Genomic DNA, 23,208 nt, shown 5'->3' on the forward strand with positions numbered 1-23,208 from the left:
GTAACTGTTTTTGGTGATGGGTTAAAATAAAGTCATGAAATATTTTAGGATAATAATTGCGGTGAGCGCTTGCCTTGCGGTCAAACAGTTGGGATTTGAAGCTTGAATTTTAAGATGGTATGTTTTTTCTGTTTGCCACGTACGCCCCGCTGAGACGAGCGGCTCACTTTTTTGCATTTAGGCATGACAATAATAAGCCGATCGCGGCTTTGAGCATCATTATGACGCATTCATGGCGTTAACCTCAATATCCGCGACAATTTACACTATTGACATTGATATATTAAGATGAGCAAAAGTTATAGCTGTGACTGTCACAAGTAAATTATAACTTTAATAAAGCCATCTTTTATTTGCCCAAGGTTTAAAGATTAACCAGCATTACCCAATCTTTTTTCCTGATTATCGAGAATTGACTTAAATTTGCCAATGTCGTTTAAACCCCATCAGTGCGCCTTATCCTAGGACATTGATATGAAACGCATTTTAATTAACGCGACCCAAAACGAAGAAATTCGCGTGGCGCTTTGTAAAGGCAACCACCTTTATGATTTTGACTTAGAAAACCGCACCCGCGAGCAAAAAAAATCTAATATTTATAAAGCCCATGTCACCCGAGTTGAGCCGTCGTTAGAAGCCGTTTTTGTCGAATACGGCTCGCAGCGTCAAGGCTTTTTGCCCATTCGTGAAATTTCTAACGAGTATTTAAGCGGCAACCCTCGCGATGAAAATATCAAAAAGCTCATCAAAGAAGGCGATGAGCTGATCGTTCAAGTTGAAAAAGAAGAGCGCGGCAACAAAGGCGCGGCGCTGTCCACTTATGTGTCCCTTGCTGGGCGCTATTTGGTACTGATGCCTAACAACCCTCGCGGCGGCGGCATTTCACGACAAATCTCAGGAAAGCTTCGCGAAGATATGAAGCGAATGCTTGCCAATTTGGACTTGCCAAAAGGCATGAGCGTGATTATCCGAACCGCTGGCATTGGTAAAACCCAAGAAGATTTGCAGCACGATTTAAACCATCTATTAAACATTTGGCAAGCCATTTTAGAGCAAAATAAAAAGTTTCCCTCACCGCGCCTTGTTCATCAAGAAGCTGGCGTGGTCACGAGAGCGGTTCGCGATTATCTTCGTGACGACATTAGTGAAATTTGGATTGATAACGAAAACGCGTTTATTGAAGCGGCAAACTTTATTGATGCGGTGATGCCAAAACAGGCAGACAAACTGCGTAAATATACCGACTATGAGCCGATGTTCGCGCGCTTTAATATCGAAAAGCAAATTGAAACGGCGTATCAACGTGAAGTTCGCTTGCCTTCTGGCGGCTCAATTGTCATCGACCAAACGGAAGCTTTGGTGTCGATTGATATTAACTCCGCCAAATCGACCAAAGGCTCGGACGTTGCCGAGACCGCTTATCATACCAACCTTGAAGCGGCGGATGAGATCGCTCGTCAATTGCGCCTTCGTGATATGGGCGGCTTGATTGTCATTGATTTTATTGACATGAGTGACAGCCGCCATCAAAAAGAGGTCGAAAAGCGCTTGGTTGAGGCGACCAAATACGACCGTGCCCGCGTTCAGTTTGGCGAGATTTCCAAATTCGGCTTGATGGAAATGAGCCGTCAACGCCTGCGACCATCACTTGAGGAATCCACCGGTTACATCTGCCCGCGCTGTCACGGCAACGGCATGATTCGCGATTTGCGATCACTATCGCTGTCGATCATGCGCCAAATCGAGCAAATTGCCCTTAAAGAGCGTCAAGGCGAAGTTCAAGCGGAAGTTCCCACCGACATCGCGGCGTTTTTATTGAATGAAAAGCGCGATAGCCTCGTTTATCTTGAACAAGATAGCGGCACGAGAATCACCATTTTGCCGCACGCGCATTTAGAATCGCCCAACTTTAAGCTGCACTTTAACCGCGATGGCTTTGCGCCCTCAAGCTACGAGCGTATCACCGACACTCAGCAGCAAGAATTTAGTGATTTAGGCTACGATGTCGATTGGCAAACTGCCGATTCTGTTCGCCCTGAGCAGCAGCCAACGCGAAAACCACGAAGCGCGTCAAATCAGCCGTCAAGTAGCCCATCAGGGCAAAATGGTCAAAGCCAAGCTTTGGCGCAAAACCAGCAAAATGCACCACATCAAACGCCACAAAAAGAGCCACGTCAAGCTCCCGTAACCGCGCAAAGTGGCACGGTAAACCAAGCCCAACACGTAACTGCGGCTAGCGCGGCGCAAAAACCTGTTGCCCAAAAGCCTGTTGCCCAAAAGCCTGCAACTCCTGCGGTTGCTTGGTTATCTAACCTTTTTGCGCAAGCGCCGCAAGCAACTTTGCAAGCTAGCGTTAGCAGTAATGATGCTGCCTCTGCCATTGAAACGTTGGTTAACTCAGGAGCTCAAAGCTTAGGCGCGTTTGGTCAAGTGGACTCACAAGCCCTTGTGACTGCTCAAAGTCAGCCAACACCTGCGCAGCCCTCAGCGGAACCAACGCGCGAAAAACCAGCCGTAAGCGCGGATCAAAGCAGTGATGACGACAATAATGAAGATCGCCGAAAGCGCAAACCGCGTAAACCGCGCGCCAGCAAACCACGAGCGCGCCGCGACCGTGATGATCAAGAAACCAGCGACAATAGCGATCATAAAAAATCAGCAAGCAATGAAGATACGCAAAAGCCAAGCGAGGACAACCTTGCCAAGCGCAAACCGCACTCTCAGCGCAGCTCTCGCGGCAAGCTTGATCGCGGCGAGCCGTTAACCGCAGCTCAAGAGCAATCGGCTGATAAAACTCAGGAAAAAGCGCCAACAAAAGCAGTAAAAGCGCCTAATCCCGATGAAGTGGTGCTACAAATCAACGAAGCGCCGCCAAAGCTAAAAGCGCAAGAAGTTGTTCATCTCTCCTTAGATGAGCAAAAACCTGCTGCCAAAGCGGCTAAGTCCAATCAAAAGGAAGTCAGCCAAAAATCAAGCAGCAAGCCAAGCGTAGAAACATCGCAAGCAGAAAAACCAAGCGACCGTAAAAAAGCGCTCACGAAGAATACGGCTGATGAAAGTGGCGAAGGGGAAACTAAAGCTGTAGAAAAGCTCAGTGATCGCCCCGTAACTGACCACGCTGCTCCAAGTAAGCGCCATTTGGAAAACGCTGAAACGGCGCCGCAAGAGCAAGCGACTAAAAGTGCTGATCAAGATGCCAGCCTAGCAGATTATTCAGGGTTGTTTGCCAAGCGCTACGTGACCGCGCAAAAATTTGGGCAAGCCAGCAACGACCCACGCGTTGTGCGTGAGCAGCAAAAGGCATCAGCGCCAAGTCCAGTAACGGCTCGACCTGAGCTGTCCGGAAGCGTTGGCGAGTTTATTCATGCTACGCTCCCTGATGCAGCTGACAAGCTCAGCCAGCAGGGCATCATCCGCAGCTTTATTGAGGCGGTATCGCAGCTTAATCGCCAAAGCCAAACGCTAAGCCTAGACAGCTTTAGCTTTGTCAACTACGGCTATGCGCCATTGGCAAGTGAGTACTTGGCGCAGTTTGACGCTATGATTACGCCTGTTAGCCAGTTTGGAATGAGCCAAGGCAAAACGGCGGTTCCCCCGCGAGCTATTGGCAAACGCGCTAGCAACGACCCGCGCGGTCAACATCCTGATTTTCAAAATCAGATGGCGACCGAAACCAGCCAAAGCCACGATAGCCATGAGCCAGTAGGCGTTGAGACCACAGAAACTCAATCAACTGCTGAGCTAAATGCTGCTGATAAGGTCGAACACCGCTCAGAAAATAGCGCGGAAACTGACATTGATGCTCATGACATTGAGGCTCATGACGTTGATGCCAAAGCGTTAAGTTCGGAATCAAAAGCCGATGAAATCAGCATAGAGAGCGAAAACTTACTCCAAGCGGATGTGCCGCATCAAGAGCTACTACAATCTGAGCCATCAGCAACTGACGCTGAAAGCAAAGACGATTTGCAATCGGCAAAATCAAAAACCACCATTGCCAGCTATAAAAACATGATTGAAAATGTTGCTGAGCAGCTCTTGCCGCAAACGGGAATGTTTAATTTGACCACGCCAAAAGTGCCCAAAGCGCGAACCCGAAAGCCAAAAACCGAGCATAAAAAGCCCACGCAAGCAGAAAAAGCAGAAGCTGCTCAGGATGATCGCAGCGACGATGACCAACCCTCATCATAAGCCTTAAAATGCTTGGTTAATATCAAAAAACCCCAAACTTAGTGTTTGGGGTTTTTCTTTAAATTTTTTATTTCAAAGTTTATTAACTTTAAAAAACTTGGCGATTAATGCGCCGCTTTATGGCGAAGTTTGCCAATCAAAGTAACGATGACCACCACCAACACGCCCGCAATCAGTCCGACACCTGAGTTCAGCAGCATTGTCGTTACACTTTCAAAAACGCCGGTTAAATGCGCCAAATCTTCCACTTCATGATGCAAAAAATTGATCCCATGAACCAAAATACCACCGCCCACCAAAAACATCGCAATCGTTCCGGCGATCGATAAAAACTTCATTAGCTTTGGCGCGGCAGATAGTAAAAATTGACCAATCGCTTGTGCCGCATTGCCCGGCTTTTTAAGTAAGTACAGTCCTAAATCATCCATTTTAACAATTCCGGCAACCAAGCCATAAACGCCTACGGTCAAGGTAACGGCAATAATGGCAAGCACCAAGCTTTTTTCAAGTAAGGTTGCTCCAACAGCTGAGCCAAGTGCAATGACGATAATTTCTGCGGATAAAATAAAATCGGTTCGCACCGCGCCTTTGATTTTTTGCTTCTCAAACGCCACTAAATCAATGTTTTCATCGGCATTGGCTTGCAATCTTGCCGACTGCTCCTCGTCATGAGGCAGCAAATGCGGCCAAAATTTATGAATGACTTTTTCGGCGCCCTCATAAGACAAATATAAGCCGCCGCACATTAATAAAAAGGTCACAAGCGGCGGGTAAATGGCGCTAATAAGGAGCGCGGCTGGCACCAAAATAACTTTGTTGACCAAAGAGCCTTTTGCCACTGCCCAAACCACAGGAAGCTCGCGATCGGCTTTGACGCCAGTGACCTGCTCGGCGTTCAGCGCCAAATCATCGCCCAAAACGCCCGCCGTTTTTTTAGCGGCAACCTTAGTCATCAAGGACACATCGTCCAAAATGACACTAATATCATCTAACAAGGCGAGTAAGCTTGCCCCTGCCATAAATGCTCCTTTTAAATTTAACCCAAAATTGACTCAACATCGTCATGATCTAAGGCGTCATGATCTATCTTATTATGGCTTAAGCTTACTGACTTCATTTTTAACATTACAGACAATAAATGTATCTTTGACAGGAGTTTGGTAGCATAAAAAGATCGTGAATAAAACCAAGCTAAGCCATTCATAATGAACACTAATTACTAAAAAATTGATATTATTCTTGATCAAAATTAGCGCTTAATTTTGAAATTATGTTAGTATTGGTTTTGCTTTGAGAGTTATTTCTCTCATGATTTTCAACTTCTTAAACGCTATAAGTGGCGTTGCTGTTAAAAAGCGATGATTGCGCTTTTTGCCTCCCTCCTCAATCAGGCGTTGCCCTAGGACTTGCGATATGTTTCGACCCTCAATGTTTGCTGAAAAAATAAACCTGCTTCCTTGTTTTACCAAAAATAAGCTCACATCAGCGCTGATGACGGCGATGGTCGTTATTATTGCTTCTGGCTGCTCAAACAATGCAGCCGACGCCGGCGGCAGCAAAATCGTCAACAGCGCGCAAGCAAAAACAACAGTCGTTGCCAGTGATAGCGATAAAGGTGTGGTTAGCGCGCTGCAAGAAAATTTAAAAGCTTCAGGAATTGAAGAAAAAATTATTTCTGCGGTGCCAACGGATATGAGCGGCGTTTATTGGGTGACGGCTGAGGGCTTACCACCTTTTTTTACGGACAAGTCTGGAAAGCACATCATCCAAGGTCAGATCATCTCGGTCGGAAATGGCGAGCCGGTTGATATCAGTAGCAGCTTAATTGCCAAAACGGCGCAAAGCGAACTTAAAAACGTCGCCAAAAAAGATATGATTATTTATCCTGCAAAAGGCACAACCAAAGCCGTGGTTTACGCCTTTACCGATGCTGATTGCGGCTATTGCCGAAAGCTTCACGAAGAAATCAGCGATATCAATGCTCGCGGCATTGAAGTTCGCTATTTGGCGTGGCCGCGAAGTGAGCAATCCATTCCAAAAATGGAGGCGATTTGGTGCAGCTCGGACCGTCAAAAAGCCATGAATGGTGCCAAAATTGGCGAGGATGTTAGCGCAAAAGCTTGCGATAACCCTGTAGGCGAGCAAATGGCGCTTGGGATGCGCTTAGGCGTTCGTGGGACGCCCGCGATTTTTACAGAATCGGGTCAGCAAATCGGCGGTTACCTTCCTGCGGCGCAGTTGGCAGAAGCGGCAATCAACAATTAAGGTTAAAAAACGAGCTTAAATTTGGCTCGTTTTTTTATTTTAAGCGCTCAATCAAGCAAGTCCTAATTTTCACTATAGACGATAGCGCTGCTTCAACGTATGATAACGAAAAGGACTGCTTTTTGTTAGTTTCTTAACTTTATAGCTTTATTTTATAACTTTATTTTTCTTTTCACTTTTTTTCTGAGGATACTGTGAGTCATTCCATCAATCTTGCGATACTTGGCCTAGGAACGGTCGGAACAGGCGTGGTCAATTTGATCCATGACAATTTAGAGGAACTTAAGCGCCGAAGCGGTCGCGATATTAAGATTACCACGGTTGGCGTTCGCCGCGACCGCGATGACATTGACCCAAGCATTCACCAAAGCCGCGACTTGATGGCAATTGCTGCCAGTGATGATGTCGATATCGTCATCGAAGTGATTGGCGGCACAACCCTTGCCAAAGCGTTGATTATCGAAGCCATTAAACATGGTAAACATGTGGTCACAGCAAACAAAGCGCTGCTTGCTGAGCATGGCAATGAGATTTTTGCATTAGCTGAAGCTCATCATGTCCACGTGGCTTATGAAGCGGCGGTGGCAGGCGGTATTCCGATTATCAAAGTGATGCGTGAGGCGTTGGCCGCCAATAAAGTCGATTGGCTTGCCGGCATTATCAATGGTACGGGCAACTTTATCATGAGTGAGATGCGCAAAACTGGTCGCCCATTTGCTGAGGTGCTCAAAGAGGCTCAAGCGCTTGGCTACGCAGAAGCTGATCCGACCTTTGATGTGGAAGGGATTGATGCGGCGCACAAACTTGCGCTACTTGCCTCGATTGCCTTTGGCATGCCGCTGCAATTTGATAAAGTTTATTGTGAAGGTATCACCAAAATCACCCTGCAAGATGTTGAGTACGCCGAAGAGCTTGGTTACCGAATCAAGCATTTGGGCTTTGCGGTTCGCCGAGCGGCAATTGATGATCGACCAGCAGGCATTGAGCTTCGCGTTCACCCGACTTTGATTCCAAAAGATACCTTACTTGCCAATGTCAATGGCGTGAAAAACGCCGTTTTGGTCAACGCCCATCCGCTCGGGCAAACGCTTTATTATGGGGATGGCGCAGGCGCAGGCGCTACCGCATCGGCAGTGATGGCAGATGTGATGGATTTGGTTCGCGTTCTTGGTGCGGACAATCACGGTCATCACGTGCCGCATTTGGCATTTATCCCTGAGCAGCTAAACGATCTGACCATTTTACCGGCGGAGCAAATGACCACCGGCTATTACCTTCGCGTTCATGCTTATGACAACCCAGGCGTTCTTGCCGACATCACCCGAATTTTAAGTGATTTTGGGATTAACATTGACGCTATTTTGCAAAAACCTGCCCATAAAGTCGGTCAAGTTCCCATTATTATTTTGACCTTGCCTGTGGTTGAAGCTCAAATGAACCAAGCCATTGCAAAAATTGAAAACCTTGACGCCGTTACTGACAGCGTGGTTCGCATCCGATTGGATGAGTTGTCCTCATAATAAGCGCGTATTTTTAAATAAAAATAAGTGATTTTACTTTGCTTGACTGATGGGTTTGTAATAGGCTGACTATTGCAAACCCATTTTTGTTATAACTAAAAATCAAAGTTTCAAGTTTATTGTTATTAACTGGTTAAGGAAAAGTTATGAGCAAAGATCAATCAAACCCAATCGTTATTGTAAGCAGCGCTCGAACGCCAATGGGCAGCTTTCAAGGCACGCTAAGCGATGCAAAAGCCACTGACCTTGGCGCTACAGCAATTAAAGCGGCAATTGAGCGCTCAGGCGTTGACAGCGCGTCGGTTGATGAGGTCATCATGGGCTGCATTTTGACCGCAGGACTTGGTCAAGGTCCCGCCCGCCAAGCGATGCGTCAAGCTGGACTTCCTGACAGCACCGGCGCGGTCACCATCAACAAGCTTTGCGGCTCAGGACTTAAAGCCATCATGCAAGCCGCAGATGGCATCAGCGCTGGCAGTTTTGATATTGCGGTGGCAGGCGGTATGGAGTCGATGACCAACGCGCCTTATTTATTGCCAAACGCTCGCAAAGGCTACCGGATGGGACATAAAGAAACCCTTGATCATATGTTCACCGATGGCTTAGAAGATGCCGAAACCGGCAAGCTTATGGGACAATTTGCGCAAGAAATGGCAGATAAAAAAGGCTACTCACGCGAACAAATGGACGCCTTTGCCATTGAGTCATTAAATCGCGCGCTTACTGCCATCAATGACGGTCATTTTAAAGACGAAATTACCCCCGTTACCATCACCACGCGTAAAGGTGACATCAGCGTCGATACCGATGAAGAACCTGCGCTTGCCAATGCCGAGCGAATCCCAAAACTGCGCGCCGCTTTTGCCAAAGACGGTACGATTACCGCTGCCAATGCCAGCTCAATTTCTGATGGCGCAGCTGCCGTTGTTCTCATGAGCAAAGCCAATGCAGCCGCAAAAAATTTGCCCTATCAAGCAAAAATTATCGCCAGTGCTTCTCACTCGCAGCACCCAAGCGAGTTTACGATTGCTCCTATTGGCGCGATTAAAAAAGTGCTCGACAAAGCCGGTTGGGAAGCCCCTGAGGTTGATCTTTGGGAAATTAACGAAGCCTTTGCCATGGTTACTATGGCGGCAATGGAAGCCTTTAATATTGACCACAGCCGTGTGAACATCGAAGGCGGCGCTTGTGCTCTTGGTCATCCGGTTGGCTGCTCAGGCGCGCGGATTGTGGTAACACTCATCAACTCGCTTAAGCGCACTGGCGGTAAAAAAGGCATTGCTAGCCTTTGTATTGGTGGCGGCGAAGCGGTCGCTATTGCCATTGAAATCGACTAAGTTAAATTTGATTTATAAAAGCTGATTATTTAATAGTTTCTACTTAATAGTGTCTAAACTGACAGTGTTTAAAACCTAAAGCCGTTCTTTGATAAGGGCGGTTTTTTTGCATTTTTATTCGTTTGAATCAATTGATAATAATAAAACTTTGTCCATTACTGTAAAAATTCGTTAATTTGTAGCGCGCTGATGTTATGCCATTTACAGCCCATTACACGCCTTTACGCCGAACTCACACTTTGCTACGCCGATTATATATCCCTCAAAAAATTGCAGTGCTACGATAATCACAAGTTGAGGCTAGTTAAGTCAGATGACAACAATAAGATGGCTTATCACTAATAAAATAAGTTTCTAAAAATTTTATTAAACTGCCCACAACCTGAGCTTTTACACGCCTGATCATCAAAATTATTTTGCGTGATTAATAATAAATTTAATAGAAGGAAAATTATAATGAGCCAACTTATCCGCTTAAAAGACATCCAAGCCACTCACCGTGATCTGATCGGTGACGACTATTACGATCCAACTGGCAAAACTGCTTATGGCGCAAACGAAGAAAAAATCGGTAAAATCGAAGGCGCTTTGGTTGAAGATACCACAGGTCGAATCCGCTATTTGATCGTTGATGCAGGCGGTTGGTTCAGCTCAAAAGAAGTTTTGGTTCCAGCAGGACTTGCACGAATTGTAGGTGATGACGTATTTTTTGACAGCTTAACCAAATCACAAGTTGAAGCTATGGAAGTTTACGACCATGACTATCAATACAGCTACAAAGAGCAGTATGAAAAAGATCGCAAAGCTTTTGTTGCTGATACCGTTCCTACAGCTGAGCGCTTTGATGTTCAAGATACCTCTTACAACGCGCCAAATACCCTTGAATTGCTCGAAGAGCGTCTAACTGTAAATAAAGACCGTATCGTAGCAGGTTTAGTAAAAGTCGGTAAGCACGTGGTAACCGAAGAGCGCAATATCGATGTCGATCTTGAAGAAGAACACGCCCATATCGAGCGCACTAACGTTGATCGCCCAACCGATCGCCGCATCGGTGATGACTTGAATAACGAAACCATCGAAGTTCAACTTGAAGCGGAGCGCGCTCGCGTTGGCAAAGAAACTTACGTAACTGAAGAAGTTAACGTTGGCAAAACTACCGAGCACCGCACTGAGACTTTGGTTGAAACCATTCAACGTGAAGAGCTTGACGTTGACCGTGATGGCAACGTGGTGGATCGCGAAGGCAATGTTGTCAACCGCGAAGGAATCACTGCCGAAGACGTCCGCCGCGCTCGTGGTATGTAATAGGAATTTATGCTTATTTACTTAGCATAAAGTAATCAGTTTAAAAAAGGTCAGAGCGCGTCTCTGACCTTTTTTATTAAAAGTAGAGTATTCAAAACTATTAACCACTAAATATTATCAGCTAATAAATCATTATCTTTTTTTCATATCAGCGTTTCATAATAAAAAAAATAGGAGCAATTTTATGTCAACCAATTATCCCGCGTCACAGGATGCGCCATCACTCAGCCCAAAAAGCCTGCAAAACGATCAATCAGCAGTTGCCCTCACTGATGAACATGAGCAGCAAGCTTTTTTGACTGATCATAGCCATGAAAATAAAATTCCTGCGCCAAATCATGTAACAACGCCACAGGATCAAACACTGCAATCTCAAGCTGTTCAATCGCAAAGCTTGCAAAGTCAAGGCGATGTCAATGCTCAGCAAAGCTCTTTGACCCAAAACATAGGCGGTAAACTTGAGCTGTTAGAAGAGCGCCCCATCATTAATAAAGAGCGCATCGACGTTGGTAAAGTTGTTGTTAAAAAGCATACGCGCTCAAAAACAGTGAATGTTCCTATTGAGCTCCTTGAAGAATATATCACGGTTCAAACTGAATTTAGCAATGACGATCAGCAAAATTTGCTAACAGGCAGTTATGAGGACAAAGAGGTGGTTCGCCATGTGACCCCAACCCTTGATCAAAAAGCAGTAGTCACGATCAATGGCAATCAGGTCGAGATTGGCGACAGTCCCGTTGAGATTGTGATTTCAAGACAAGTGGCAACGATCACCAAAGACACTTACGTGGTTCAAGAAGTAAATGTCAATAAAACCACGCATACGCATACCGATAGAGTCGCGGTCACCTTGCAGCATGAAGAGCTGGACGTTTCTGAAGAAGGCTTTTTATCGCATCCGAACTCATGAAAATAAGACCGCGCAAACCAAAAAAGCAACGATAACGTTGCTTTTTTTTGGTCTTAGCTTTTGATCATTAGCCGGCAGGTGCAACCGCAGGTTGGTCTTGGCGTTTACATTCAAAGGTATTGATGTCTTTTTCGTTGTCGCCTGCCTCTCGGATCACGCCAGTTTCGCGAGCTTTATGTGCCACGCGCCATTCGGTGATGCCTTTGCTGCCATTCAGTGCCGTTTTCACTTCATAAACTTCAGGATTGGTGCCATCATTGGTTTTATCCAGTGTGAGCGTTCCTTGATTGGTCACCAAAACCACTTGGTTGGCGTCATCTTTATAGGTGGCTTCAACCTTAAGCTCTGGGGTACAAAGGTACTGAATTTGACTAACGCCGCCTGTGACCATCGCGACGGTATCGTCTGCGACATCGTCAGCAGGAACATCTTCGCCGTCAGTTGCAACGATGGTATCGGTTGGCTCAGCAGGCTCAGCTGACATCGGAACATCTTGCTCTGAACTTAAATTGGCATCTGCGCTGCTATCAGGCTCAGGTTTTTGACAAGCGCTTAAGCTTAGCGCCCCAATCATAAGACCGGTGAGCAATAACGATCCACGACGTTGCCCTAATTTCATATCACTCTCCTAAATGTGGGTTGCCCTTACTATAGCGCGGCTTTTAGCAATCGCCTATGCGCAATTTGTAAAAATCAAAAGCAGCGGCATCGTTTTTTTGGCGTTGCAAGCCCTTAAAACGATAAGCCGTTTAACATCTAACTTACCGCTTAAATCTTACCATGGCACTGCTTATATTTAAGCGCCGAACCACAAGGGCAAGGGGCGTTTCGGCTGATATTCATGGCGGCATAAGGATCAGGCTCTTTTTTATTCAGCGCAATATCGGAATCTGCTGCCATTGTTGCCCCCATCGCGCTGCCAAGATTGACTTGCATCTGACCGCGAGCTCGTGGGGTTTCGCGTGAATTGTCGCCCTCCTCACCCAAACTGCCGCCATCGCTATGCTCAAAGTGCATTTGCTCTTGCAATCGTTGCTGCTCGGCGCGCTGCTGGGCTTCTAATGCTTCAAGCTCCTCGGCAGTTGGGATATGAACGCGTGATAAGTCCTGAACGGTTTCTGATTTAATGGCGCCAAGCATCATTTGAAACAATTCAAACGACTCGCGCTTGTATTCTTGCTCTGGGTTTTTTTGGGCATAGCCGCGAAGATGGATGCCTTTTCGCAGCTGATCCATTTGGGTTAAATGCTCTTTCCAGTGCTTATCGAGGCTTTGCAGCATAAAATGGCGCTCAAGCTGGGCGGCATTGGTTTCGCCCATTTGTTCGCGGCGACCGTGGTAATGATCAAGCGCCGTTTGGATGATTTTTTCGCGAAGACCTTCTTCATCGAGGCGACGATCTTCATCAAGCCAATCGTTAATTGGCATATAGATTTTAAATTCGTCCTCAAGCTCATCCTCAAGACCATCGATATTCCACTGATCATCAACCGATCCTGGTGGAATAAACTGGTTAATCATGGCGTTGTAGACTTCATAATGCATCGCGTCGATGGCGTCCAATAAGTCCATCTCATTGAGTAAATCATCGCGCTGACCGTAAATAACTTTTCGCTGCTCGTTGGCTACGTCATCATATTTAAGCAGGTTTTTACGGGCATCAAAGTCGCGAGCTTCCACTTTACCTTGGGCGTTTTCGATCGATTTTGAAACCATTTTATGCTCAATGGCTTCATCTTCTTTAAGTCCCATCGCGCGCATCATGTTAACGACGCGGTCGCCTGCAAAAATGCGCATCAAGTCATCCTCTAATGACAAGAAAAAGCGCGACATGCCAGGGTCACCTTGACGACCGGCACGGCCGCGAAGCTGGTTGTCAATCCGGCGCGACTCATGGCGCTCAGAGCCAATGATGTGAAGACCGCCTGCCGCAACGACTTGATCGTGTTTGACTTGCCATTCGGCTTTTAAGCGCGCAAGCTCGTCTGGGCTTACCACGTCGATATCTTCGATAAACGATTGCCAGTTGCCACCCAAAATAATATCCGTTCCGCGACCTGCCATGTTGGTGGCGATGGTAACGGCTTTGGGGCTACCAGCTTGGGCAATGATTTCAGCTTCGCGCTCGTGCTGCTTGGCGTTTAGCACGTTATGCTTGATGCCTTCTTGATCCAGCAAATAGGACAGCTCTTCTGAGGCTTCAATCGTTGCCGTACCAACAAGCACTGGCGCGCCTTTGGCTTGGATTTCTTTAATCTCGCGGATGATGCCTTTATATTTGCCAAGTTTGGTCAAAAAGATTTGGTCATCCAAATCCACCCGAGCAATTGGGCGGTGCGTTGGAATGACCACCACATCCAAATCATAAGTTGATTTAAACTCCGCCGCTTCGGTGTCTGCCGTTCCCGTCATTCCCGATAATTTGTCATAAAGTCGGAAATAGTTCTGGAACGTGGTCGTTGCTAGCGTTTGGTTTTCGGCTTGAATCTCAACGTTTTCTTTAGCTTCAACCGCTTGATGCAAGCCTTCTGACCAGCGGCGACCGGGCATGGTGCGACCGGTGTTTTCATCAACGATAATCACCTCGCCTTCATGGACGATGTAGTGAATGTTTTTGACAAAAATATGATGGGCGCGGATGGCGGCTTGAACGTGAGCAAGTAGCGGTAACCGGCTTGGGCTATAAAGGCTTTCATTTTCGCCAAGCTCGCCGACTTCCATCAAAAAGCGCTCGATTTTCTCATAGCCTTTTTCGCTGATTTCGATTTGCCTATTTTTTTCATCAATCCAAAAATCTTCGTCTTCGTTGTTTTTATTGGCTTCTTCATCTTTTGAGCGTTTCAGGCGCGGAATGATGGTGTTAATCAGCGCGTACATTCTCGACGAGTCTTCAGCTTGACCGGAGATAATCAGCGGCGTTCGCGCTTCATCAATCAAAATCGAGTCAATTTCATCAATAATGGCATAATTCAGCGGTCGCTGTTTTTTCTCATTTAAGCTGAACACCATATTATCGCGAAGATAATCAAAGCCGTATTCATTATTGGTGCCGTAAGTGATGTCAGCTTGATAAGCGGCAACCTTGTCATGCGCCGGCTGCTGCGAGTAAATCACGCCAACGCTTAGCCCCAAAAAGGCAAATAGCGGTCGGTTTAATTCAGCATCACGCGCCGCCAAGTAGTCGTTGACCGTAACCACGTGAACGCCCTTACCGCTAATGGCGTTGAGATAAATGGCAAGGGTCGCCATCAAGGTTTTACCCTCACCGGTTTTCATCTCGGCGATTTTGCCTTCATGCAAGGTGATACCGCCAATCAATTGCACGTCATAATGGCGCATTCCGGTGACGCGCAAGGACGCCTCACGGCAAACCGCAAAGGCTTCAGGCAGCAGCGCATCCAAGCTTTCGCCGTTTTGGTGGCGCGATTTGAACTCTTCGGTTTTTTGTTTGAGCGCCTCATCACTTAGGGCTTGGATATTTTTTTCTTGGGCGTTGACCTTGTCCACCACGCGGCGCATGCGTTTAAGTTCGCGCTCGTTTTTGGTGCCGACCACACTGCCTACAATCTTTGATAACATATGATTTAACCTTTGAAAATTTTTGATTGCCAGCAATCATGGCTGACCATCACCCTACAAAGTGTGCCTCATTATATATGGTTATCGCGGTCATGGATACAAGGGCAGCAGGTCATATTTGCGCGCAAAACTACCGTTAAATCATGATAAAATAGCCCAATCGTGCTGATAATAAACAAGATTATCTTGAATTATCTGCCAACCCTTTTTAAGAATTGAGACTTTGAATGACCAAAAAATCTGCGCCAAATTTGCAATCTTTCCCCCATGTCAACCAACCTACGCTCAACTTTAATCAACCTATCAATGACGGCAAACTTAGCATCAATCAGCAAGTTTTTGATTTAAACGACCACACGCCGATGATGGTTCAATACCTGACCATGAAAGCGCGCTACCCAAATGCGCTACTCTTGTACCGGATGGGCGATTTTTACGAGCTGTTTTTTGACGATGCCAAACGCGCCGCCGAAATCTTGGACATCACCTTAACAAAGCGCGGTAATGATAAAGCCGGAAATCCCATTGCCATGGCAGGAGTGCCCTTTCACGCCGCTGACAGCTATATGGCAAGGCTCATTGCCGCAGGTCAAACGGTTGTGGTTTGTGAACAAATTGACGAGTCAGAAAATAGCAATATTAATAGCAGCCTTAATAACACGGGCAACAAAACCATTCCGGCAAAAAGTAAAAACCTTGGCAAAAACATTAATAAAAACATTGGCGAAAAAAGTAAAAAATCAGCCAGCGCCACCGGAATCATGCGCCGCGAAGTGGTCAAAACCTTAACCGCAGGAACGCTCACCGATGACGCGCTTATTAGCTCAGGGCAAACGCCAACCGTCGTTGCCATTGATATTGAGTTGCCAAAAGCAAACTCAAATAAACCACTTCAAGCTGCGGTTAGCCAATTAAACCTTGCTGCCGGAACGCTCATTACCCAAGCCATTTTTGATAACAACTGGCAAGCACTCACCGCGCAATTACAAACCGTGCTCACCCGATTTGCCCCAAGTGAATGTTTAATCAGTGAAAGCGCCGATAATAATTTAAAGCTTTGGCTGAATCAAAACCTTGACTGCCCCATCATTGACGTTGCCGCCAGTGACTTTCACCGAAGTCATGCCAGTAGCACCCTTTGCGAGCAATTTTTGGTAACAAGATTGGACGGTTTAGGCATTAGCGACTTGCCGCTTTGCCAATCCAGCTGCGCGGCGCTCATTCATTATGCTCGGCAAACTCAGCAGCGCCAAGTCCCGCAGGTCAACCAGTTAATTATTGAAACCAATCAAGACTACTTAATCATTGATGCCCAAAGTCAGCAAAATTTAGAAATTTTTGCCCCCGTCACCCCAAACGGAACGGCGCTGATGAGCATCATTAATCACTGCAAAACGCCAATGGGTCGCCGGTTACTTGCCGCCCAGTTAAAGCGACCGCTTCGCAATCATAGTCAAGTAAACGCGCGCTTGGACGCCGTTGAACTTTTAATAACAGCCGCAAATCAAACTCAGCCTTTGCAAACTAGCCTGATTGACAATTTGCAAGCCAAACTGTCCCAAATCGGCGATATTGAGCGCATCAGCAGCCGGATTGCCCTTAATACCGCCAAACCGCGCGATTTGCGAAAGCTTGCCGAGGGTGTAGGCTCAAGCCTTGAGCTTGCCAATTTACTACAAGCTTTATTTACCAAGACAAAGCCAACCGACCAAAAATTGTCAGCAACATTACTGACACAAATTGTCAGTCAGTTGCCAACAGCAGACGATAATCTGACTCAAATCAAAGCCTTTATCGAGAGCGCCATTATTCCTGAGCCGCCCGCGCATATCCGTGACGGCGGAATGCTGATGACCGGCTTTGATCCTGAGCTTGACCGCTTGACCCATTTGCATGACAACATTCAAGCGACCCTTGATGACATGATGGCTCGCGAACGCGCCGCAAACAATCTGCCAAGCCTCAAAGTCGGCTTTAACAAAGTCAGCGGCTTTTATTTTGAATTGCCAAAATTGCAATCCCAAAGCGCCCCTGAGCACTTTATCCGCCGGCAAACGCTCAAAAGCAGCGAGCGCTTTATCACTGACGAGTTAAAAACCTTAGAAACTGAATATTTAGACGCTCAGTCGTTGGCACTGGATCGCGAAAAGCAGCTTTATCATGAGATTATCCAAACGCTCAATCAAAGCATCACCGCCATTCAGCAGCTTGCCACTGCCATCTCGCAGCTTGACGTCATTACCAATTGGGCAAACCTTGCCATTTACCACCATTGGCAGCGACCAACGCTTGTCAATAACGCCGCCCTCACCATCAAAGGCGGTCGCCATGCCGTCGTTGAAATCAAAGCCAAACAAGACCGCAATCAGCGGATAAGCCAAGCGCCCTTTGTCGCCAATGATTGCGAGATTGGCAATAGCGAGTACCCCGAGCGCTTGCTGCTTATCACCGGTCCCAATATGGGCGGCAAATCGACCTTTATGCGCCAAACCGCGCTTATCGTCCTGCTTGCTCACGTGGGAAGCTTCGTTCCGGCGGTGGCTGCCACCATCGGCAATATCGACCGCATTTTTACCCGAATTGGCTCAAGCGATGACTTGGCAGGCGGCAAATCCACCTTTATGGTAGAAATGATTGAAACCGCCAATATTTTAAACCAAGCTACTGACAAGTCCCTAGTGCTCATGGATGAAATCGGTCGCGGAACGGCAACCACCGACGGTCTTGCCATCGCTCAAGCTTGCCTGACGCGGCTAACGCAGCTCAACTGCGCCACCTTATTTGCCACCCATTACTTTGAGCTGACCGCCCTTGCTGCAAGCAACCCCAATATCCGCAATGTCCACGTTGCCGCAAGCGAAGTCGATGGCAAGCTGCTACTGCTTCACCAAATCCGTGATGGCGCGGCAAGCTCAAGCTTTGGGCTTCATGTCGCCAAAATGGCAGGAATCCCGACCGAGGTCATTAAGGACGCTCAAAGCTACTTAAACCAAATGCTAAAAAGCGCCCCAAGCCGTCATAACGATTGCGACTTAGCTAAGTCAAATAAGTCAATAGCGCCTAAAGTGGCTAACAACGCCGCTAATGACGCCGTACCCTTTGCCGCCAAAACTTTAGCATCAAAACAAGTCGCCAGCCCACGATCTACTTATGTCACTGACAATCACCAACCAAATCAATCAGATAGCAATAGCGAAAACCATGACAACCTACTTCGTACGCTACAAAATCTCGACCCCGACCATCTGACTCCAAAACAAGCCCATGATGCGCTGTATCGCCTCAAAAGCTTGCTTGGCACGATTGGCAATTGTTAATGGCGGACAAAAGCGCTAAAATACCCTCACTTAATATTGCCCCTTTTTATTCTAATTTTCACCCGCCCAATCACAGGTAGCCATCGCTATGACCTTTGTTGTTACAGATAACTGCATCCTTTGTAAATACACCGACTGCGTGGAAGTCTGCCCTGTGGACTGCTTTTATGAAGGCCCCAACTTTTTGGCAATCGACCCTGACGAGTGCATCGACTGCGCCCTTTGTGAGCCGGAATGCCCCGCCAATGCCATTTTTTCAGAAGATGAAGTGCCCAAAGGTCAAGAGGTCTTTATCCAATTGAATGAAGAGCTTGCGCAAAAATGGCCAAACATCACTGAGATGAAAGACAAACTGCCGGAAGCCGCGAAGTGGGATGGCGTTGAGGGTAAATTGCAGTATTTGGAAAAGTAAGTTAAATCTGCAAAATACAAGCAATGCTTAGAGCAATCTGGCATTGCTATTTTTTTAATTGAGCAAAGTTATAACCATGATTGATGACAAGCACATTCTTGATTATGTCCACCAAAATTTTGGGAAAGCGGCTTGTCAAAATCTAAAAAACATTCATCAAGGTGGTCTAAATAATAGCAAAGGTCGCGACTACGAAAATTATTTTCAATTGTTCAAAGCTTTTGAAATCGCCGCCCAAGACGATATTGACCTTGATAAGCAAATTCTTGCCAATCAAGTATTAGGATTCGTTGATGATGTTTACCATATCGATAATGACCAGCTGATTAAATACAACTACCAAGCCAAAAACTCTTCAGGATCGGCGGCTGACTGGACACCTGAAATCAGCGATCGATTTGCTAAGCAGCGGCTAATTGATACCGACTGCCATCAAATGGCTGAATCCATCAATTGCCTTTTGGTGTCAGATAAAGTAAAAGCACAACAGAACTTGGGCAAAATACCGCCTCACTTGGTAGATAAAGACACTTGCCAGTATTTTGCTTATCATCCCACATTGTATGAGCTTGTCTATCAAACGTCGCTGTCCCAATTTATCCAAAAGCTGATTAATAATAACAATCGCTCCAATATCGATTATGCGGCGAAGCTTATTTTAGGGGTATTACAAGCCAATCACTATCAATCTGTTGCTGATATTTTTACGCAAGCGCAAGCAGAAGGTCATCCCAATCCGTTTGTGAAGTTTCGCGCCTCAAAAGGCACTTTTTTACTACCTGATTGGCTACAACAACTCTTAACGAACGCACCGCCCTCTATCCGCTATGGTTTAGAATATGATATTCTAACGATTAGATTGCCGTCAGGATTTGCAACGAGCATCAACATTGAGCTATTAAACCAGCTTGATCATGAGCGCACGGCTCAAGTCCGAACGATCAACGACTTATTGCCGCTTATATTAAAGCTTACGGCGCAATCGTTAACTCAGCATTTAAGCTCTCATCAAAGGAGCGCGATCAAATGAATCATCAACGCCATTTTACCTCTATCGCGACCACGACTGCCAAAGCGCACTTGCAAGGGCTGCTTGACAGCACTCAATATCCTATGCAATATCGCGAGCATATGACTGCACTTGGCAAGCTGTTGGGCGCTATCGCGGCAAGCGCGCTGCCGCCTGCAGGCGATACGACGACGCTTGTGATCGCAACCGCTGAAGATGCCGACTTTTTGCAAGCAGGAGTGATCCAAGCCCTTCATGATCGCCACATCGACACGCGGCTTGCGGTATTTTGGAATCATCATTATCAATTGCCCAATCATTCAAGCGTCGCCCCCATCGTTCACAAATTTATTGAGCCGGGCTATCAGCAAGCGACTCAAATTATGATCGTAAAATCGGTCATTTCAGGAAGCTGCGTGGTGCGAACCAATTTGATTGAGATGCTGACGGCGCTACCTGAGATTGCGACCATATTTATCTTAGCCCCTGTCGCTCACCGCGACTCAGAACGTAAGCTTAAAGCAGAGTTTCCTGACCATATTTCACAAAAGTTTCGCTTTTTTTGCTTTGCCATCGATGATGAGCGCCATAATGGTGAGGTCATCCCCGGTATCGGCGGTCAGGTCTATCAATTGCTTGGATTGAGTGACCAACCGGCGTTAACCGGATATGTGCCAAAGGTGGTCGAGGCGCAGCTGTTTGCAGGGATGTAAACGGCGTCGAAGGTAAATTGCAGATCGGTAGGCTGGGCATTTTGCCCAGCTTTTTAATAAAAACAATTTTAATTTGGCTGGGCTAAAGCCGCAGCCTACACTCATTCAGTTTTTTATTTTTTAAAAAATCACGGGACAATCTTACATGGCGTCCCATTTGGAACATCGCATTCAATACGCGCATTGGATGGTGGCTTGGCAATGGCGATGATTTTACCCATATCGTCCATTGACCAGTTGGAGGCGTCCGTGATGCTCACGCAAGCGCTCGGCGTCGGCGCAGTCGGTCGCGTGTCGTCGTCTTGGTCATTGATCAAATAAAAGACATTATTGCTATAAGCTTTGGCTTCAGAAAGGCAAGCCCCAGTCTTAGCATTTGTTAAAAAGCGGTTATAGTTAGGTATCGCAATCGCCGCCAAAATCCCGATAATCACTACCACAATCATGATTTCAATTAAAGTAAAGCCGGATTGATTAGAAAATTGACATTTTGTAGGCGGTTTCATAGCGGTGTAACACGTAGGTGATTTTATAGTGCAGAGGGCAAGCCAGTTTTAAAGTAATAAAAAAGCCAAACGCTAGGTTTGGCTTTGGGTAAATGTTTTTATTTCGGGTAATAAGTTGGACAAAATACCCAGCCTATGCTCGCTATTAGTCACGGCATGAGCCAGGAAGATATTTAGCAGGCATTGCGTTTCTTGGAGCCGCTGTCTGTCCTGCTTTTGGTCCACACTTCCAAGAGCTAATTACTGTACCGCCAGCAGCACCAGTCACTACATCTGTACCATTTGCTGCCATTGGTGCCATAAAAAATACTTTGCTTTTAGCAGCAGCAGGTAAGTCATCAGCTGCAGTAGTAGTTACTTTAATAACACCTCTATCGTCTGTTTCGACACTTTGAACATATTTAGTTGAAGGTGCTGCACCCCTTCCCACTCCAACTTCACAACCCCAAGTATTAGCAGTAGGTAACGTTGTTCCACCTGATTGATACACTTCAGATACTGTAGTTCGGCAGGTAGAAGCTGCTAATACAGCTTCACCTAGTTTAGCACGAGCGGTATAGTCTTGATACGCAGGTAATGCAATCGCTGCCAAAATTCCGATAATGGCGATAACGATCATAAGTTCGATTAGGGTAAAACCTTTTTGAGCGTTCATAACACTTCCTTTTAGGTTGGTAGATAGCGCGGATGCTAAATCGTAAAGGCGCTATCCAAATTTGCAATCAGTTAAAATTTTGCTTTGTTAAAGTCTTTGCAGTGCGGCGGTTATCATTTATAGTTTTAGATACTCGCCATCAGCTGCTATTATCATAACTGTTGCATATCATGTGCCAACTTTTTAAGGCAAATTATTTTTAACACTTAGCAGAACACAGAAATTATCATCCAACCCCAAATTATAATTTAAAAATAATCAAATTGAGACAAAAGCCGCCTTTTAATGAGATGACTCTATTAGTAATTTTTATAGATATCTGAGCCAAGCCAAATTAGCGCTTAAAATAATTTAACAGTCGGAAATGTTACCCTTTTCTAACTCAAAATTGTCAGCTTGCAAATAAAGGTTTGTGCTGAAATTTAGAGTTTGACATTTTTTGTCAGGAAATAATGAGGATTATCATAAACTATTAATTCCACTCATTATTACTGCCACAAGCGGTAGCGCGGCATTTGATGCCTTGATAATTTAAAGTCAATGTACCATCGCTTGCCATCTGTCCGGCTTTGGGCGCGGCGCTAATTTGCCATTGCGAAGTTAAGGGGCTTGGCGTGATGGTCACATCATAGAGCTTATCGCCTTGACGCGGATATTCGCCCTCGTGCCTTTGGGTATCGACATCTCCAAAATTGCCACGAGCCAGCTTTTGACCTTGAATGTCGGCGGCGATATTGTGCATCTCGCTCATCATGTCGGTGCGTTTGGTCTTGATGACGTAGCGCTGATAGCTTGGGTAGGCGATAGCGGCAAGTATCCCGATGATGGCGACGACGATCATCATCTCGACCAAGGTGAAGCCGGATTGCCGAGCTATTGAACGTATTGTGACTTTATGATTAATACTTGTGTCCATCACCACATTCCTTGATTGATACCGCAATCAGAATCTGCTATTTCTACCTTAGTATTATTTTGACAGCGCAGACCCGTACTAGTGAGCATAAAGTAATTGGCATTTTTAGTGATGCCTGACGGGTTTGGGGCAGCAAGCATCTTCCAACTTCTACCCGTTGTATTGTCAATGGTTGTGTTGTCAGCAGGTACGAGTGAGCTTGCACTATCACCACCGTCAACTAGAGTGATCTGATAGCGATAGTTTGTCGCGTTACTGCCTTTAGGCACATAAATAGTGTTGTTAGCTGCATCATAACCATAAGTCACTGTACTATTATTGGCTACCACTAATGGCTGAAAACCTTTATATGTTAGCGTCGAAGCCCGCCAGCGATTTAACTGAATTTGTAATTGCATCATTTTGGCTTGTGCTTCGCGTTCAGCATTAATAACTGCATAGCGGCGATAGCTAGGGATAGCAATAGCTGATAATATGCCGATAATGGATACCACAACCATTAGCTCTACTAAAGTAAAACCTATTAAAGAAGAGGACAGCTTATTAAGGGCGCGTTTTGGATAGGATTTCATT

The 23,208-nt window shown here is 46.1% G+C and carries 17 protein-coding genes; 10 read left to right on the forward strand and 7 right to left on the reverse strand.

Translation table 11 applies throughout. From position 1 onward, the window contains the following. Positions 1-474 precede the first annotated feature (474 nt). A complete protein-coding gene (locus HF322_RS04630; protein ID WP_169392227.1) occupies positions 475-4,191 on the forward strand; it encodes an Rne/Rng family ribonuclease in 3,717 nt (1,238 codons plus the stop codon). A gap of 104 nt (positions 4,192-4,295) precedes the next feature. Here HF322_RS04630 and HF322_RS04635 read toward each other — a convergent pair whose 3' ends face one another. Then, positions 4,296-5,210: a DUF808 domain-containing protein gene (locus HF322_RS04635; RefSeq protein WP_169392228.1), complete on the reverse strand. Its 915-nt coding sequence runs from the start codon at positions 5,208-5,210 to the stop codon at positions 4,296-4,298. Positions 5,211-5,682: 472 nt separating this feature from the next. Here HF322_RS04635 and HF322_RS04640 point away from each other — a divergent pair, with 472 nt between their 5' ends. The 5 genes from HF322_RS04640 to HF322_RS04660 all read left to right on the forward strand — a co-directional run bounded on the left by HF322_RS04640 (position 5,683) and on the right by HF322_RS04660 (position 11,528). Beyond that, a complete protein-coding gene (locus tag HF322_RS04640; RefSeq protein WP_375138527.1) occupies positions 5,683-6,456 on the forward strand; it encodes a DsbC family protein in 774 nt (257 codons plus the stop codon). Positions 6,457-6,650: 194 nt separating this feature from the next. After that, positions 6,651-7,976, forward strand: a complete 1,326-nt coding sequence (locus HF322_RS04645; protein ID WP_169392229.1) for a homoserine dehydrogenase — start codon at positions 6,651-6,653, stop codon at positions 7,974-7,976. Between the two features lie 146 nt (positions 7,977-8,122). After that, a complete protein-coding gene (locus tag HF322_RS04650; protein ID WP_169392230.1) occupies positions 8,123-9,313 on the forward strand; it encodes a thiolase family protein in 1,191 nt (396 codons plus the stop codon). Positions 9,314-9,769: 456 nt separating this feature from the next. Then, entirely contained in the window at positions 9,770-10,618 is an 849-nt protein-coding gene (locus HF322_RS04655) for a DUF2382 domain-containing protein (protein ID WP_169392231.1), read from the forward strand. A 184-nt stretch (positions 10,619-10,802) separates the two neighbouring features. Next, complete coding sequence (locus HF322_RS04660; RefSeq protein WP_169392232.1) at positions 10,803-11,528, forward strand: YsnF/AvaK domain-containing protein; 726 nt, start codon at positions 10,803-10,805, stop codon at positions 11,526-11,528. A gap of 67 nt (positions 11,529-11,595) precedes the next feature. Here HF322_RS04660 and HF322_RS04665 read toward each other — a convergent pair whose 3' ends face one another. Continuing rightward, on the reverse strand, positions 11,596-12,147 hold the full coding sequence (locus tag HF322_RS04665; RefSeq protein WP_169392233.1) for a hypothetical protein: 552 nt from the start codon (positions 12,145-12,147) through the stop codon (positions 11,596-11,598). Between the two features lie 149 nt (positions 12,148-12,296). After that, a complete protein-coding gene (gene secA, locus HF322_RS04670; protein WP_169392234.1) occupies positions 12,297-15,107 on the reverse strand; it encodes a preprotein translocase subunit SecA in 2,811 nt (936 codons plus the stop codon). Between the two features lie 227 nt (positions 15,108-15,334). Between secA and mutS the strand changes: the two genes are divergently transcribed. The 4 genes from mutS to HF322_RS04690 all read left to right on the forward strand — a co-directional run bounded on the left by mutS (position 15,335) and on the right by HF322_RS04690 (position 20,558). Next, positions 15,335-18,424 (forward strand): DNA mismatch repair protein MutS, encoded by a 3,090-nt coding sequence (mutS, locus tag HF322_RS04675; RefSeq protein WP_169392235.1) that lies wholly within the window; start codon positions 15,335-15,337, stop codon positions 18,422-18,424. Positions 18,425-18,512: 88 nt separating this feature from the next. Next, entirely contained in the window at positions 18,513-18,836 is a 324-nt protein-coding gene (gene fdxA / locus HF322_RS04680) for a ferredoxin FdxA (RefSeq protein WP_169392236.1), read from the forward strand. A 76-nt stretch (positions 18,837-18,912) separates the two neighbouring features. Then, positions 18,913-19,866: a hypothetical protein gene (locus HF322_RS04685; RefSeq protein ID WP_169392237.1), complete on the forward strand. Its 954-nt coding sequence runs from the start codon at positions 18,913-18,915 to the stop codon at positions 19,864-19,866. After that, positions 19,863-20,558 (forward strand): hypothetical protein, encoded by a 696-nt coding sequence (locus tag HF322_RS04690; RefSeq protein WP_169392238.1) that lies wholly within the window; start codon positions 19,863-19,865, stop codon positions 20,556-20,558. Before HF322_RS04685 ends, HF322_RS04690 begins: the two co-directional genes overlap by 4 nt. A gap of 128 nt (positions 20,559-20,686) precedes the next feature. Here the strand turns inward: HF322_RS04690 and HF322_RS11750 are convergent, their stop codons facing one another. The 4 genes from HF322_RS11750 to HF322_RS11755 all read right to left on the reverse strand — a co-directional run bounded on the left by HF322_RS11750 (position 20,687) and on the right by HF322_RS11755 (position 23,207). Next, the gene (locus tag HF322_RS11750) at positions 20,687-21,064 is read right to left on the reverse strand and encodes a prepilin-type N-terminal cleavage/methylation domain-containing protein (RefSeq protein ID WP_169392239.1); all 378 of its coding nucleotides are present in this window, start codon (positions 21,062-21,064) and stop codon (positions 20,687-20,689) included. A gap of 145 nt (positions 21,065-21,209) precedes the next feature. Beyond that, on the reverse strand, positions 21,210-21,719 hold the full coding sequence (locus tag HF322_RS04700; RefSeq protein WP_169392240.1) for a pilin: 510 nt from the start codon (positions 21,717-21,719) through the stop codon (positions 21,210-21,212). 472 nt (positions 21,720-22,191) lie between these two features. After that, the gene (locus HF322_RS04705; protein ID WP_169392241.1) at positions 22,192-22,635 is read right to left on the reverse strand and encodes a type IV pilin protein; all 444 of its coding nucleotides are present in this window, start codon (positions 22,633-22,635) and stop codon (positions 22,192-22,194) included. Next, the gene (locus HF322_RS11755; RefSeq protein ID WP_169392242.1) at positions 22,635-23,207 is read right to left on the reverse strand and encodes a type IV pilin protein; all 573 of its coding nucleotides are present in this window, start codon (positions 23,205-23,207) and stop codon (positions 22,635-22,637) included. Before HF322_RS11755 ends, HF322_RS04705 begins: the two co-directional genes overlap by 1 nt. Position 23,208: the final 1 nt, after the last annotated feature.

The sequence above is a fragment of the Psychrobacter sp. MF31 genome (assembly GCF_012847335.1).
GTDB lineage: Bacteria > Pseudomonadota > Gammaproteobacteria > Pseudomonadales > Moraxellaceae > Psychrobacter.

Coding starts and splice junctions, on each gene's coding strand:
- HF322_RS04705 (WP_169392241.1), bottom strand. CDS start 22,635: ATGGACACAAGTATTAATCATAAAGTCACAATACGTTCAATAGCTCGG.
- HF322_RS11750 (WP_169392239.1), bottom strand. CDS start 21,064: ATGAAACCGCCTACAAAATGTCAATTTTCTAATCAATCCGGCTTTACT.
- HF322_RS04690 (WP_169392238.1), top strand. CDS start 19,863: ATGAATCATCAACGCCATTTTACCTCTATCGCGACCACGACTGCCAAA.
- HF322_RS04650 (WP_169392230.1), top strand. CDS start 8,123: ATGAGCAAAGATCAATCAAACCCAATCGTTATTGTAAGCAGCGCTCGA.
- fdxA (WP_169392236.1), top strand. CDS start 18,513: ATGACCTTTGTTGTTACAGATAACTGCATCCTTTGTAAATACACCGAC.
- HF322_RS04630 (WP_169392227.1), top strand. CDS start 475: ATGAAACGCATTTTAATTAACGCGACCCAAAACGAAGAAATTCGCGTG.
- HF322_RS04665 (WP_169392233.1), bottom strand. CDS start 12,147: ATGAAATTAGGGCAACGTCGTGGATCGTTATTGCTCACCGGTCTTATG.
- secA (WP_169392234.1), bottom strand. CDS start 15,107: ATGTTATCAAAGATTGTAGGCAGTGTGGTCGGCACCAAAAACGAGCGC.
- HF322_RS11755 (WP_169392242.1), bottom strand. CDS start 23,207: ATGAAATCCTATCCAAAACGCGCCCTTAATAAGCTGTCCTCTTCTTTA.
- mutS (WP_169392235.1), top strand. CDS start 15,335: ATGACCAAAAAATCTGCGCCAAATTTGCAATCTTTCCCCCATGTCAAC.
- HF322_RS04640 (WP_375138527.1), top strand. CDS start 5,683: ATGACGGCGATGGTCGTTATTATTGCTTCTGGCTGCTCAAACAATGCA.
- HF322_RS04660 (WP_169392232.1), top strand. CDS start 10,803: ATGTCAACCAATTATCCCGCGTCACAGGATGCGCCATCACTCAGCCCA.
- HF322_RS04635 (WP_169392228.1), bottom strand. CDS start 5,210: ATGGCAGGGGCAAGCTTACTCGCCTTGTTAGATGATATTAGTGTCATT.
- HF322_RS04655 (WP_169392231.1), top strand. CDS start 9,770: ATGAGCCAACTTATCCGCTTAAAAGACATCCAAGCCACTCACCGTGAT.
- HF322_RS04700 (WP_169392240.1), bottom strand. CDS start 21,719: ATGAACGCTCAAAAAGGTTTTACCCTAATCGAACTTATGATCGTTATC.
- HF322_RS04685 (WP_169392237.1), top strand. CDS start 18,913: ATGATTGATGACAAGCACATTCTTGATTATGTCCACCAAAATTTTGGG.